This is a genomic window from Fictibacillus sp. Mic-4 (assembly GCF_049843615.1).
Classification (GTDB): domain Bacteria; phylum Bacillota; class Bacilli; order Bacillales; family Fictibacillaceae; genus Fictibacillus_A; species Fictibacillus_A gelatini.
Genome location: NZ_JBBHZM010000019.1, coordinates 56784 through 69339 on the forward strand (window position 1 = coordinate 56784; position 12556 = coordinate 69339).

General features: G+C 40.6%; 14 protein-coding genes. 4 read left to right on the top strand and 10 right to left on the bottom strand.

The features are described from left to right. Positions 1–51 precede the first annotated feature (51 nt). On the top strand, positions 52–633 hold the full coding sequence (locus tag WD019_RS13205; RefSeq protein ID WP_026677146.1) for an HTH-type transcriptional regulator Hpr: 582 nt from the start codon (positions 52–54) through the stop codon (positions 631–633). Here WD019_RS13205 and WD019_RS13210 read toward each other — a convergent pair. Beyond that, entirely contained in the window at positions 624–971 is a 348-nt protein-coding gene (locus tag WD019_RS13210; protein WP_245595206.1) for a DUF1878 family protein, read from the bottom strand. The two genes, WD019_RS13205 and WD019_RS13210, sit on opposite strands and share 10 nt — an antisense overlap. Before the next feature lie 64 nt (positions 972–1035). Continuing rightward, a complete protein-coding gene (locus WD019_RS13215) occupies positions 1036–1605 on the bottom strand; it encodes a YpmS family protein (protein WP_026677148.1) in 570 nt (189 codons plus the stop codon). 87 nt (positions 1606–1692) lie between these two features. On the opposite strand from WD019_RS13215, the gene WD019_RS13220 reads away from it, so the two are divergent. Beyond that, positions 1693–1878 (top strand): hypothetical protein, encoded by a 186-nt coding sequence (locus tag WD019_RS13220; RefSeq protein ID WP_026677149.1) that lies wholly within the window; start codon positions 1693–1695, stop codon positions 1876–1878. Between the two features lie 146 nt (positions 1879–2024). Here WD019_RS13220 and WD019_RS13225 read toward each other — a convergent pair whose 3' ends face one another. After that, positions 2025–2126 carry a YjcZ family sporulation protein gene (locus tag WD019_RS13225; RefSeq protein ID WP_081412604.1) on the bottom strand — a complete coding sequence of 34 codons (102 nt, stop codon included), beginning with the start codon at positions 2124–2126 and terminating at the stop codon, positions 2025–2027. A gap of 420 nt (positions 2127–2546) precedes the next feature. On the opposite strand from WD019_RS13225, the gene WD019_RS13230 reads away from it, so the two are divergent. After that, positions 2547–3419, top strand: coding sequence for a peptidylprolyl isomerase (locus WD019_RS13230; protein WP_425711785.1), 873 nt, complete (start codon positions 2547–2549; stop codon positions 3417–3419). Between the two features lie 36 nt (positions 3420–3455). On the opposite strand, the gene WD019_RS13235 is transcribed toward WD019_RS13230, so the two are convergent. The 6 genes from WD019_RS13235 to WD019_RS13260 all read right to left on the bottom strand — a co-directional run bounded on the left by WD019_RS13235 (position 3456) and on the right by WD019_RS13260 (position 11363). Then, positions 3456–3719, bottom strand: coding sequence for a sporulation YhaL family protein (locus WD019_RS13235; RefSeq protein ID WP_051291381.1), 264 nt, complete (start codon positions 3717–3719; stop codon positions 3456–3458). Between the two features lie 297 nt (positions 3720–4016). Further along, positions 4017–4979 carry a 3'-5' exoribonuclease YhaM gene (yhaM, locus tag WD019_RS13240; protein ID WP_425711786.1) on the bottom strand — a complete coding sequence of 321 codons (963 nt, stop codon included), beginning with the start codon at positions 4977–4979 and terminating at the stop codon, positions 4017–4019. A 37-nt stretch (positions 4980–5016) separates the two neighbouring features. Further along, positions 5017–6390: a sensor histidine kinase gene (locus WD019_RS13245; RefSeq protein ID WP_026677153.1), complete on the bottom strand. Its 1374-nt coding sequence runs from the start codon at positions 6388–6390 to the stop codon at positions 5017–5019. Continuing rightward, positions 6387–7061: a response regulator transcription factor gene (locus WD019_RS13250; protein WP_026677154.1), complete on the bottom strand. Its 675-nt coding sequence runs from the start codon at positions 7059–7061 to the stop codon at positions 6387–6389. The genes WD019_RS13245 and WD019_RS13250 overlap by 4 nt, the downstream gene beginning before the upstream one ends. 48 nt (positions 7062–7109) lie before the next feature. Continuing rightward, the gene (locus WD019_RS13255; protein ID WP_425711787.1) at positions 7110–10133 is read right to left on the bottom strand and encodes an AAA family ATPase; all 3024 of its coding nucleotides are present in this window, start codon (positions 10131–10133) and stop codon (positions 7110–7112) included. 12 nt (positions 10134–10145) lie between these two features. Further along, positions 10146–11363, bottom strand: coding sequence for a metallophosphoesterase family protein (locus tag WD019_RS13260; protein ID WP_425711788.1), 1218 nt, complete (start codon positions 11361–11363; stop codon positions 10146–10148). A 146-nt stretch (positions 11364–11509) separates the two neighbouring features. Here WD019_RS13260 and WD019_RS13265 point away from each other — a divergent pair, with 146 nt between their 5' ends. Continuing rightward, positions 11510–11695, top strand: coding sequence for a YhzD family protein (locus tag WD019_RS13265; protein ID WP_026677157.1), 186 nt, complete (start codon positions 11510–11512; stop codon positions 11693–11695). Positions 11696–11883: 188 nt separating this feature from the next. Here the strand turns inward: WD019_RS13265 and WD019_RS13270 are convergent, their stop codons facing one another. Further along, a complete protein-coding gene (locus WD019_RS13270) occupies positions 11884–12450 on the bottom strand; it encodes an MOSC domain-containing protein (RefSeq protein WP_026677158.1) in 567 nt (188 codons plus the stop codon). Positions 12451–12556 lie beyond the last annotated feature (106 nt).

Below are 12556 nucleotides of genomic sequence, written 5' to 3' on the forward strand. Positions count from 1 at the left end.
CCAGCGCTTATGCTTTAGCGGTATAAGTTTCTTAAATAGGGGGTAGTAGAAATGGAAAAAGAACAGTTGCTTCATATGAAAGAGGCTATGATTTTTAGTCATAAGATGGCCCAAATTAGTAAAGCGTTGTGGAAAAGCGTGGAAAAGGACTGGCAAAATTGGATTAAAGACTACGGGCTCAATATTAATGAGCATCATATACTATGGATTGCCCATCATCTTGAAGGCGCATCGATTTCTGATATTGCAAAATTCGGTGTCATGCATGTTTCGACCGCATTTAATTTTTCAAAGAAATTAGAGGAACGGGGGCTGCTTACATTTTCTAAGAAAGAAAATGACAAACGGAATACATATATTTGTTTAACAAAAAAAGGGGAAGAGTTGCTTCTACATACACTTGGAACATTCAATCCTGCCCAATTTGGCGTGTACAGTGCATCGCTGCCTATTAAAGAGTTATTTGGCACATTTCCAGATTTCCCAAAATTAATGTACATGATTCAACAAATTTATGGCAGTGACTTTATGACGATTTTCAATAAATTAGAAGAAAAAATTGAATTACAAACCGTTGAACAGCGGCCAGCGGCTAAACCATTTGAAAAAGAATTAGCAGAAGCTCATTCATAACGAGAAGCGATTTCATAAAGCTTTTCCATTAAGTTGGGATATAATCCTTGCCCTTTTATTGCTTGAATGGTTTCCTTCGGTTTTAATTTTGGGGTTAGCATACCTGCAAAATGAATGAGGAGAGGAACGAAATTCACCAGCCCCTCCTCTTTTTGTTGTTCATATTTTTTCTGCAGTTCATCACACAGAGTGAGGACTTCATTCACTTCCTGCTCTGTCAGCTTATTGGACATTACAAGTGTAAAAAAAGGGAACTGTGTATAATCAACCGTTTGAAGGGTTAGACGGCTATAAAATTCAAGACGCTCAATTCGATCTTCAAGTGTTTCCATGCTCATTTCGTAATATCCCCTATCTCTTCCTCTATTGATGTAGTTTTCTTCTTCTATTTTACAGCGCTTTTTATTTTTGATAAACATCAAATATTAGGCGATTTTCAGGCAAGTTAAACTGATTCACTTTAATTTTATATTTTTTTTGCAAATCGATCTTCGTTGTTGCGAGATGAATAAGCCTGTCTTTCGGATAAATCGTAACCCAATCCGGGATTCCAGGTGTTTCAGCTAAAAGTCCTAATATTTGCTCCCCCGGAAGCGATAGGCCGCTGACGCTCATTCCTTTTTCCTTTAATGTTAAATCCCCGTTTTCCAGACTTTTAGGTACGAAAAAAAGCTGAAAAGGAATAGCCCTGTCAAACACGTGGATTTTTCCCGTGATTTGAATGTCATTATTTAACTGAACGTAAAGATCTAAATTATCTTTCTTTGAACGAATCTCTTTATTCATTAGATACTCTAATTCTCTCTTATCCATATGTATGCTAAAAAGCTTATCAGTGCCCCGCAGTTCATTATTCAATTGGCTTTCATCAAACGATTGGCTATTCGAAAAAAAGAAATAGAATGGTATGGCAACAATAAGTAAAATAAAGAATAATAGAGCAAAAAAGGCGATTTTCCATTTATTGAACATCGTGCATCCCCTCCCGAACTTTTACTCTATCTATTTTGCCCAATTTTTGATAAAGTTATAGGTAGCTATATATGGAGGTATTGTACCATGCCGGGAATCATATTTGTTATTCTTGCCCCTTTTCTTTTATTATTGTTCAATTCATTAACCAATCAACTTTGCATGAAACGCTCCATTCCGAAAGAAACACAGCCTGATTTATTTCGATGGATTAATGTGCTTTTAACAATTTTATTAATTTCAGCTTATATTGAAAATGTATTTACGTACTAAACTTATAAATGAGTAAAAAACGCTCCGAATTTCTTAATTGATAAGAAGTGAAATTCGGTTAAATTGGCAAGTCGCTAAAAAAGCGAAGAGGGGGATGCGTATAAGCACCCCCTCTTCGTTTTTCTTCGGAAGCAAAAGCTCGTAAATTACCACCAGCCCCAGCCACCCCAGCAGGAGCAACCAATGATGATTAAAAGAATAAACAGCACAACGATTAACGCAAATCCATTTCCATGTGCGAAGCCCATAATGACACCTCCTTACGACGTAGTCCACTTTTCTATGCAATAGAAGTCAACTCTTGCATAGTGTTTCGCTTTTCGGCGGCAAGCAGCACCAGTTGTTCTTCTCGAAAGTATGATGTGCTGGAGTAAGTAATCCGCCTTGCTTTTCTTTTCTCCATATCATATAGTGAAATGACCAGATTTGATTAGACGAATGTCTCGGATTTATAATTTTTCTTCTTTACAAAAAGGCGGGATATTCGAACTATTTGAACTCCGGCTTTAATAGTGCTTGTATTACTTTTGATACAGGCGAAATTACCTTTAAAAACTAAATTTGTGTATTTTTTCTCATATTTACTGTGGGCAATGTGATTCTTCATTCGTTTTATGCTATAGTTAATGTTGTAAAAAAAATCAACTTCAAGCATAGGAGTGTTTTAAATGAAAAAATGGATTTTATCCCTGGGGATTGCGGCTGGGGTTCTAACACTTTCCGCATGTTCATCAGGCGGAAATTCGGAAGTCATTATGAAATCAAAAGCCGGAAACATTACGCAAGAAGACCTATATAAAGAATTGAAAAAAGCCGGCGGTGAACAAGTTCTTAGAACGATGATTGAAGACAAAGTTCTTGCGGCGAATTATAAAGTGTCCGATAAAGAAATCGATAAAAAAATTAAAGAAACAAAAGAACAAATGGGCGGAGAAGATGCCTTCAAACAGGCTTTAAAACAAAATAACATTAAATCGGACAAGCAGCTCCGAGAGCTTATGAAGAGCCAGATCCTTCGCGAAAAAGCGCAAATGGGCGACGCGAAAGTTTCTGACAAAGACATTCAAAAAGCATACAATGAAAAATACAAGGATGAAGTGAAAGCGAGCCACATTCTTGTTAAAGATAAGAAAACAGCAGAAGAAGTGAAAGCGAAATTAGATAAAGGTGAAGATTTCGTTAAGCTTGCAAAAAAATACTCCCAGGATACAAGCAATAAAGATAAAGGCGGAGACCTTGGATATTTCCATAAAGGTCAAATGGTTCCTGAATTTGATAAAGTCGCTTTTTCATTGAAAAAAGGTGAAATTAGCGATCCGGTTAAAACACAATTTGGCTATCACATCATTAAGGTTACCGATAAGAAGACGAACAAATTATCCGATGTAAAAGATCAAATTGTTGATGACCTTAAAAAGTCAAAAGCGAAGCCGCTTGAAGAAGTATTGCCTAAACTTATTAAAAAAGAAGATGTTGTCATCAAAGATAAAGACTTAAAAGATGCGATCAAACCGCAACAATCGCAAATTCCAGGTCAATAAGACCGTTAAAACCCTCAAGCTTATGGCTTGAGGGTTTTAACTATTTTTTCGTTTTTCTCTTGCTTCGGCGATTCTCCGCATATAGATCTCGCCTTCCTGTTCAATAAGCCGTTCCTCTTCACGCACTTCTTTCACCCGGATCGTATAGCTCATATAGCCGCTCAGAAGAATCCCTGCAAACACAATGTATACCCACCATGGCGTTATCGCAAAAAATTGTTCAAGCGGATTAATATACGCCTTTAGGAAAAAAAGAGCTACAAGTACGACTCCAAGTAACAACGTGCCATACCGTTTCAAATTATTCCCCCCCTTTGTCCACTTTCACTGCCCGGCGCAAACACCTTAATTTTCATTTTAAAAGATGTTCCGCCTTTAATTAGACAAGCTTTCTACTATCATCCTATGAATAGGGGGAATAGGATATGTCAGCGAGTTGCATTGGTTTGTACTTCTTTTTCCCGACCTGAGGCTTGTTTTTTCTCAAATGCGCAAAACATCAAAAAGTAGATTCTGCTCACAATTAAACAGAGCACAAATAATAAAAAACGTTCAGGGATAGCCAATCAAAATTGCAAAATAACAGACTACAATTAGTTATTTTCCGACTAAAGATTTTTCTTGAAAAAGCGGTTTATAAAGCGAACGGTTTTCAAGGGCAAACAGCTTTTCCGTAAACTCGCCCGGTTCAACTTTTTCAAGGGCTCGGTCCATCATGTTCATTTTCGCATCAAAATTATCGATCATATGGAGGATCTCAGCTTCTTTAATAAGCGGCGGTTTCGGACTTCCCCATTCCGCCTTGCTATGATGGCTTAAAACGAGATGCTGCAATACAATCACCTCTTCACCTTCAATCCCCAATTCTTTTGCCATCATTCCTATCTCATTGACCATAATGGAAATATGGCCGAGCAGCTTTCCTTCAAGCGTATAGTTTGCCGAAACCGGCCCCGACAGCTCGATCACTTTTCCGAGATCATGGAGAATGATGCCTGCATACAACAAATCGGTATCAAGTGTAGGGTAAAGAGCGGCCAACCCTTTTGCCAGATCAAGCATGGAAACGACATGAAAAGCAAGGCCTGAAACAAATTCGTGATGGTTTTTCACTGCCGCTGGAAAAACGAGAAAATCATCTTTGTATTTTTTTAATAGTTGTCTTGTCAGACGTTGTATATTGGGATTTTTCATTTCAAAAATATATTGGGTTATCTTCTCCATCATTACATCCTGGCTGAGCGGAGCGGATTCAATAAAGTCACTGATCCTGACGCCATCCATATCTGTTGCCGGACGAATCGACTTGAGTTTTAATTGCTGTTTCCCCCGAAAATTCGTCATTTCACCTGTTACTTTAATGATTGCTTGAGGAACATAAATTTCTTCATCTTCTGGCGAACATTCCCATAACTTTGCATCTACGTCACCGCTTTGATCTTGCAGGACAAGGCTTAAAAAAGGCTTTCCATTGCTTGCTACCGATTTAGATACGGATTTAATTAATAAAAATACATCGAAGAATTCGCCAACCTTATAATGGGTTATCCCCTTTTGCACTCTCTCCACCTCACATGATTTCAATTAACTGATATAACTATTTTTTCCGGTCAATCGGAAGGATTACTTCAAATACGACACCGTTATTCGCATTTTTGGCAATCGGGCGGCCGCCGTGCAATTCGGCGATTTGCTTTACAATGGCAAGCCCAAGGCCATACTGACCCTTATTCCCTTTACGGAATGGCAAGAACAGCCTCGTTTTTTCCTCATCTGAAAGCAGTTCCCCGTCATTCCAAACAGCAAGTGAAATGGAATCGCCGCCGACTACTCTTGCTGATAACTCAATTTCCGTTTTTGCATACCTGATGGCATTTTGCACTAAATTATCAAATAGGATTGTCCATTGTTCCCGGTCGCCATAAAAGACGACTTCTTCTCCTTTGATCGAAAAATGGATCCCATCCTTTTGAAAGCGGAACCGCTCGACTACTTCTTCAGCTAACGGACCAAATTGAATTTCCTGCATTTCCACGGGCTCTAATTTCATCGCTTCAAGCTTTGTATAATAGAGCATGTTTTGAATGCGCTTTTCCATTCGGTTTGCTTCGCTTAATATGACGTCCATCATTTCCCCTACACTCTTTTTCGGCATGATTCCGTCCTTCACCGACTGGGCATAGCTTTTAATTGTCATCACCGGCGTCTTTAGCTCATGGGAAGCATGCTGGATAAACGTTTTCTGATTTTCGTCATAGCGAATCAAGTTTTGCCTCATCCTTTCAAATTGATGAGACAGTCGTCTGAATTCATCTTCTCCCTGCCAATAAAACGGTTCCTTCCAATTCCGTTCGGCGATTTGTTCAAACTTTTTCCCAAGGACGATTAAAGGAGAACGAAGATAACGCGCCAGCCAGAGCGCCGGAATAACAGCAATTAACCCTGTCATAAATAGAATCCATAACAATCGGGACCAGAGTCGGCTGACCATTTGACTTCGGTAAGTGTCCCACATATAGGAAACTAAATACGTGTTAGGATAATTGAAATCATCTAATTTTCTCACCACATAAAATAATGTCCTATCCTTATAATTCAGCTCATATCTTCCCTGAATCGAATGTTGGCCGAAAGCATGTTTTGCCATTTCGTTAACCACATTCTTCGGCACATAATCCCCTTCTATCTTTGCCAGCTGATGGGTAAAAACAATATAGCCGACTGACCGGGCCGCTTTTTGCCGTTCAATAAAACCAGTGGAAGAGTCCGGTTGAAATTTAGCCCCGTATGCATTCGAATCATTGTCCTGATTTAAAATTTCTTCCTGCTTTAGTTCAATAATCTGGTACGACTCTTCCGTCAACGTGTTTCTGATCGATAGTGGGTAAATGATTGCAATGACAAGACCAATCGTTAAAATGAGAAGCGCAAAGGAAAGCCAGATGCGCTGTGACAGGTTTAGCGAAATCATAATTCTACAATCCTATACCCATTGCCGTAAACGGTTTCGAGATTTAAGCGCGGCATTTTTTTACGGATTCTCCGTATGACATCATCCACCGCCCGGTCCGAGCCGAAATAATCTTCTCCCCATACGTGATGGAGTATTTCTTCCCTCGATTTAGCCGTTCCGATGTTCTCCAATAAATAAAGAAGAACTTCTACTTCTTTCGATGTTAAATTAATCAGCTCGTCCCCGTGTGTAATTTTCCGGGCGATCGGATCAATTTCGTATCCTGTAATTTCGATCGTTTTCGGCACTGCCGTAGATTGTTCATAAATTCTTGCCAAAAGCTTTTTTGCCCGGATGACAAGTTCCCTCGGCAAAAAGGGCTTGGCCAAATAATCATCGCTTCCCAGTTCAAGCCCGACGATGCGGTCTAAATCCTGGTCGCGCGCAGATATAAATATAATTGGCGTATCTTCCTTATGCCGCTTGATTTTCTTCAACACTTCATATCCATCAATGCCCGGGAGCATAATATCGAGTATCCATAGATGGGGCTCATCAACAATATGCTCACACGCCTTTTCCCCATCATCAAATATCGTAACTTCCCAGCCTTCTTGTTCCATATAAGCTTTTAGCACCTGGGAAAGGTTTTGTTCATCTTCAACGAGATAGATTTGATATGTTGACATTTTGATCACCTCATCTTTCTCTCATTATATAATAAAATGCGGACAAACCTAGTGAATTAGTGTACGTGTCCGGTCAGATTTTATTTCCAGCACGTTCGCACTTTTTGCAGCAGAAACAATTGGCTCATGGCACGTAAAATAAAGGACTTGATGGTCCCGGGCAACCGATTCAATCAGAGACAGCGCTTCCTTCGTCCGCTTTTTATCAAAATTCACAGCGATATCATCCATAATAAAAGGAAGCCCTTCTTCTTGATAAAGGGAAGCTAATGCTAAGCGGAGCGTCAAGTAAAGCTGCTCTGCCGTTCCCCTGCTTAACTCGCTTACGCTAAACCGTATTCCATTCCTATCCTCTACAATGATCGTACCATTGTCGTTTGCCAACCACATGCTCGAATAACGGCCCGATGTGACTTTTTGAAAATAGATAGACGCTTTTTCAATAATTTTCGGAAGGCGTTCAGTTTGATAACCTTCCTTCGTTTTTTTCAAGAGGTCATCAGCAAGACGGTAAACACTCCATTTTTTTGCCATTGCTTGAAATTCGCTTTTAAGAAGCTCAAAGCGGTGCAAACATTCAGAGTATGATCCGCCTTCTTCCAATTGCGTCATTTTTACCGATAGCTCTGATTGCTTGGCCGCGCATGTTTCAAGCTCTTTTTCCAGTTGGTCTAAACTGTTTTGAAGTTCCTCAATTTCTTCATGTAGCCCTTTATTCCGATCGGCAAGTTGATTGGTGATCTCTTCAATTTCTTTGTCCGTGTACCCAGCGGCGTACATTTGGCTCATTAACGTTTGAAGGTTAGATCGAAGCTGTCTCCGCTCTTCAGCTATGGAAGCCTTCCTTCTGAACTCTTCTTCATTGGCTGCATTTGCTTGTTTCAATAAAGTTTGTATTTCTTTTTCATATTGTGTGATCTTCATTTGAATCTCTTTTGCCCGTTCTTCATCATCATTGATCTTTGCTTGTAATTGTTTGTAAATTATCTTTTTATCTTTCTCTTTCGTTAACATTTCTTGCATTCGGCTTATTTGTTGAACAAACGATTCAAGGCGAGTGAGATTCAATTTAGAAGCGATGCGCCCAATCTTTTGAATCATCTCCTGTATTTCGTGCTGAACATAGGCAAGGCGGGCCTGGAGTTGTTCTTCTCGTTTCAAAACCCCCTTCAACTTTTCTAATTTTTCGAAGTACCCCGGAATGAATAAATGTTCCTTTTCTCCCGGGTAGCCATATCGGTCGCACCATTCTATCTGCTTCTTTTCATTCTGATGTTCGGCAATTTCTAATTGGTCATAATCTGAAACAACAGACTGGTATCGCCGTTCCTCCTCTTGCACACGATCTTTTATATGTCGATAGGCCTGTCTGTTTTCAAAATCGCTGGAAAGCTGGCGTTCAATTTCCTTTGCCTCATCCCTTTGGATGCATTCTTCGCAAGTATCCTTGAGCGTTTGGATCCGTTCAAGCAACCTCTCTTTCTCTTTTTGCAGAATAGCATGGAGAGGGCTTTTCTTTACATTCATTTTCCATTGAAAGCCGCCTGCTATTAATAGAAGCAGCCCAACTAAACACCCAAAAAAATAATGATGCTGGCTCATGAAGTAACTTGATAGACCAATAGCGAGAAGAAAAGATAGAATCGCTTGCATCGGAGGATTTCTTCGATCCCCCCCTGCTGAATATTGCAGCTGCCTTTCAATCGATTCAACCTGGCCTTCAAGTCGGTTTCTTTCATCCAATTGCTTTTCACTCGCTTTAAACTGAGCCACTTTCTCCTCTAAACGGTCTCGTTCCTCTTCTGGCAAAAGGCATGCATATAATTTTCGTTCCTGCGCTTCTGAACGTTCCAATGCCTCTCGCGCACGGTTGAGCTCATCATCCAACAGCTTTTTCTTTTGAACGAAAAAATCTTTTTCTTTCAGTAGTTTTACAAGTTCATCTTTTGCCGCAAGACTCGTATTCAATGTTTGTAACCTGTCGCCTGTCCATTCTTCGCCGACATCTTGCACGAGCTCCTCCTGCTCGGCTTCAATCGCCTTAAGCCGCTCTTTTAAACTGCTCTCTTCCTTTTGGAGCCGTTCAAACGTAACGGCCTGCTGATTGAGGTATGTAATTTCTCCTTCGAGCGAAAGAATTTCTAAAGAGGGCGCTAGCGTTTTCTCTTTAGCTTTCGTGTCGTTCAGGCGATTCGTATAGAATTCCCATTCGCCTTTTAGTGGAACGAGCTGTGCCTTTAATTGTTCCAACCGGGATAACCCGTTTTCTGGAAATGGTTCATCCCCCAGTTGATAAAGCTCCATCTCATATTTCCGTTTTTCTTTAAGGTACGGCATGAGATTTGCCCATTTTTCGAATTGGGCTATTTTTTCCTTCCGCTCCGCCTTTTTAAACGTTTGTTCCTTTATCATTTCTTGAAGCCTGGCCCTTTCTGTCGCCATCGCTTCATATTCCTCATTTTTACGTTCCCATTTAAGCAGCTCTTCTTCCGCCTTTTGGAGCTCGGCCAATTTTTCATTCATCGGCGGTTTTCTTCCACCCGGCTTAAACAAGTCGGCCTGCTGTTTTTCTAAAAAAGCTTCAAGCTCAAGAAGTTCTTTACTTCCGGTCATTCCCGCACTTAACAGAAAGTTGCCCAGTTCATTTTCATTGATCTTTTCAATTCCTTGAAGACCGTCCAAATCAAAACAATAAATGCCTTGAAAAAAGCTTTTTTCCATTCCATTAAGTATTGCGGAGAGGAACGTTTCATCTTTCCGATCACCATTTTCCAAATAGATATTGACCTCTCCCGCAGCTTTTGTCGCAATTCGCTCAACAGTCACCGTTCCGTACTTTTTCGTTTCCACTGTCAGCCGGCCGCCTGGTGTATTGCCGTCTTTTGGTTCATAGCGCTTTTCACTTTGCAGCTTTGTCGAGAAACCGAACAAAATAGATTGGATAAACTGCATGATCGTTGATTTTCCTGCTTCATTTTCGCCGAAAATCACATTCATCCCTGGCGAAAACTGATCGATTTGCAAATTGTGAAATTGCCCGAAGTGATAGATATGCAGGCTTTTAATCCGCATCTTTCCACCTCCTTATTCTTTTAATAGAGACATAAGTAAAAGTGATTCCGCTTCTTTCATCAATTCTTTTTTCTCTTCGGAAGTAAAGGCTTCTAAATAACGCCTTGCTTTTTTATGTAAAAACAATTCAGAAACAGCTTGATCCACCTCTTCATAGCTGTCAATATTCCGCAATAATCCGCCAACAAAATGGGTCTCATTTACAAGTTTCTCTCTATCCCATTTCGGCATCGTTTTTACAATAATTTGATAGGGATAAACGAACGACGAATGTTCCTCTTCCCCTTCTTGTATCATTTCAAGCATCTCATCTAAAAATTGGCCGTTTAGTTCATGGTGGAAATCCGAATCTCCTTCAAGGATAAGCTTAACTAAAACACCCTTTCCGTACTCGCGAAGCCCTTCTTTTATTTGTAAGCTCTTTTCTACAAGCTCAGAAAGGTTTGAAAAAGAGGCAATGTTGATTTTTTCCTCATGCCAAATAATATCCTGCGTTTCGTGAAAAACAGCTGTTGCTTGCTTGCCATTCAGCTGAATGACATAACAGCCTTTTTTTCTTGTTTCTTTCGGATGCCGTCCTTGAATGTTCCCCGGGTAAATGATCGGTGGATCATGATGCAATTCGATTCGTTTATGGATATGGCCAAGCGCCCAATAATCATAATTTTTTCCAATTAGCTCTTCCACTTGAAACGGCGCGTAAGGATCATGACCGCTACGCCCTTCAGCATTCCCGTGTAAAATTCCAATATGATAACATTCATCGGTTCCATCGGGATAAAGATGGACGCGGTTTTCCATCACGGCACGCTTTTCATAGCTGAAACCGTGAATCATCGCCAATCGTTTTCCGTCTTTTTCATATGCGATACTTTCCACTTGTCCACCGCTAAAAAAATGAACCGATTCCGGCCAATGAAGATCCACCCATTTCCCTTCTAAATGGTCATGATTGCCGTGAACAATATAAACCGGGATGTTCTTTTCACTTAGCCGTTCCAATTCCCTTCGCAGCCGGGTTTGCGCCCGCAGGCTCCGGTCTTGCCCATCATATAAATCACCGGCAATAATGACAAAATCAACCTCTTCCTGTATCGCAGTTTGAACGACCTGTTTGAACGCCTGGAAAGTGCTGTTTTGAATTCGTTTAAATATCGAGGTCGGCAAATGATAGAGTCCTTTAAACGGGCTGTCAAGATGTAAGTCCGCACAGTGCAAAAATTTAAGCATGATTTCCCCTCCTCTACTACCATTCTTGCCAATATTTTATCATAAATACGAAAATACGTTCTATCTCAATTTTTCATTTCATAGAAAGGAAATTTTCTTTAAAAAGCGAAATAGAAAAGTAGTATGGAGTGAAAGGAGTTACGACATTGAAAACCTACTTTTTAACAGCATTTGATAAAAGTGGAGAGAAATTGTTAGATGAAACGATTCAGGCAGAAAATGATCAAGAAGCGAAAAAACTCGGTGAAGCCCGCTTAAAAGAAGCCAATTGCCATGAACATACTCACCGCCTTACATCCCCCGCGGGGCAATTGCTTTTGTTTCATCGGTAATAATTAACCCGATGCTGTAAGCCAGCACCGGGTTATTTTTAAAATCAAGCTTCTTCATATTATATTTTTTACTTTCCCGGTTAGCGCCGGACACTGGATCTATTTTCCCGCACTTTTAATAAAGAGCGCCTTGATCGGATCTGAAGTAACTTAAGCGAAAAGCTTGTTTAAACAAAAATATTCTCTGTCTACTGCATTGGATTGGCAAAATCATTGATGAGAATGCGTACATTGTCTCCCTGTTGGATGACTCCTGGCCGCTCAACCGCGCATACGATCCCGCGTCGTCTGTAGGCCGTACGGACGAACTTAGCCGCCAACTTTGGATGTTCTTGAAAATGTTTCTGAATTTCTTCTCCTGGAAATTTGCATGGCTGGTTTTCCCCCATACAAATAAGCCCGGCGCCACTCGGAAACAATATCCGCGATCCGATCGTTAGCTTTGTCAAATCGGGGAATCCGCTCATTAATAGATTTGCTCCCAGCCATTCCGGTAATACTTTTTCAATTCCTAATTGTTCCGCGATTACTTCACATTCTTCAACAGATAAAATGGTGATTTGCCGGCGATTCATAATTTCCGTTCCTCTCGGGTACATCGGCTGGCGTGAATCAGCGCGGCTCGTTATGCCGAAATGCCGGTCACCCGGAATCCCCCCAAATTCGAGTTTTACCTCCGGAATCCGGCGGGTCACAAACGTATCCGGCTGATCGGCAATTAAAATAGCTTCAATGGTAGATTCAACGGTTTTCATTGGCAATTCCCCTCCTGAAAGATGAAGCCCGTTACGTAGCAGCTTGTAAAAATGAATTTCTTCTTTACTCGGTCCATTTGTTTATTTGGGCCGCCCCCTCCTGCTC

What these genes read in the sequence shown, in the direction of transcription:
- WD019_RS13210 (WP_245595206.1), bottom strand. Translation starts at nt 971, where the DNA reads ATGAGCATGGAAACACTTGAAGATCGAATTGAGCGTCTTGAATTTTAT.
- WD019_RS13220 (WP_026677149.1), top strand. Translation starts at nt 1,693, where the DNA reads ATGCCGGGAATCATATTTGTTATTCTTGCCCCTTTTCTTTTATTATTG.
- WD019_RS13205 (WP_026677146.1), top strand. Translation starts at nt 52, where the DNA reads ATGGAAAAAGAACAGTTGCTTCATATGAAAGAGGCTATGATTTTTAGT.
- WD019_RS13215 (WP_026677148.1), bottom strand. Translation starts at nt 1,605, where the DNA reads ATGTTCAATAAATGGAAAATCGCCTTTTTTGCTCTATTATTCTTTATT.
- WD019_RS13270 (WP_026677158.1), bottom strand. Translation starts at nt 12,450, where the DNA reads ATGAAAACCGTTGAATCTACCATTGAAGCTATTTTAATTGCCGATCAG.
- WD019_RS13245 (WP_026677153.1), bottom strand. Translation starts at nt 6,390, where the DNA reads ATGATTTCGCTAAACCTGTCACAGCGCATCTGGCTTTCCTTTGCGCTT.
- WD019_RS13260 (WP_425711788.1), bottom strand. Translation starts at nt 11,363, where the DNA reads ATGCTTAAATTTTTGCACTGTGCGGACTTACATCTTGACAGCCCGTTT.
- WD019_RS13250 (WP_026677154.1), bottom strand. Translation starts at nt 7,061, where the DNA reads ATGTCAACATATCAAATCTATCTCGTTGAAGATGAACAAAACCTTTCC.
- WD019_RS13230 (WP_425711785.1), top strand. Translation starts at nt 2,547, where the DNA reads ATGAAAAAATGGATTTTATCCCTGGGGATTGCGGCTGGGGTTCTAACA.
- WD019_RS13225 (WP_081412604.1), bottom strand. Translation starts at nt 2,126, where the DNA reads ATGGGCTTCGCACATGGAAATGGATTTGCGTTAATCGTTGTGCTGTTT.
- WD019_RS13255 (WP_425711787.1), bottom strand. Translation starts at nt 10,133, where the DNA reads ATGCGGATTAAAAGCCTGCATATCTATCACTTCGGGCAATTTCACAAT.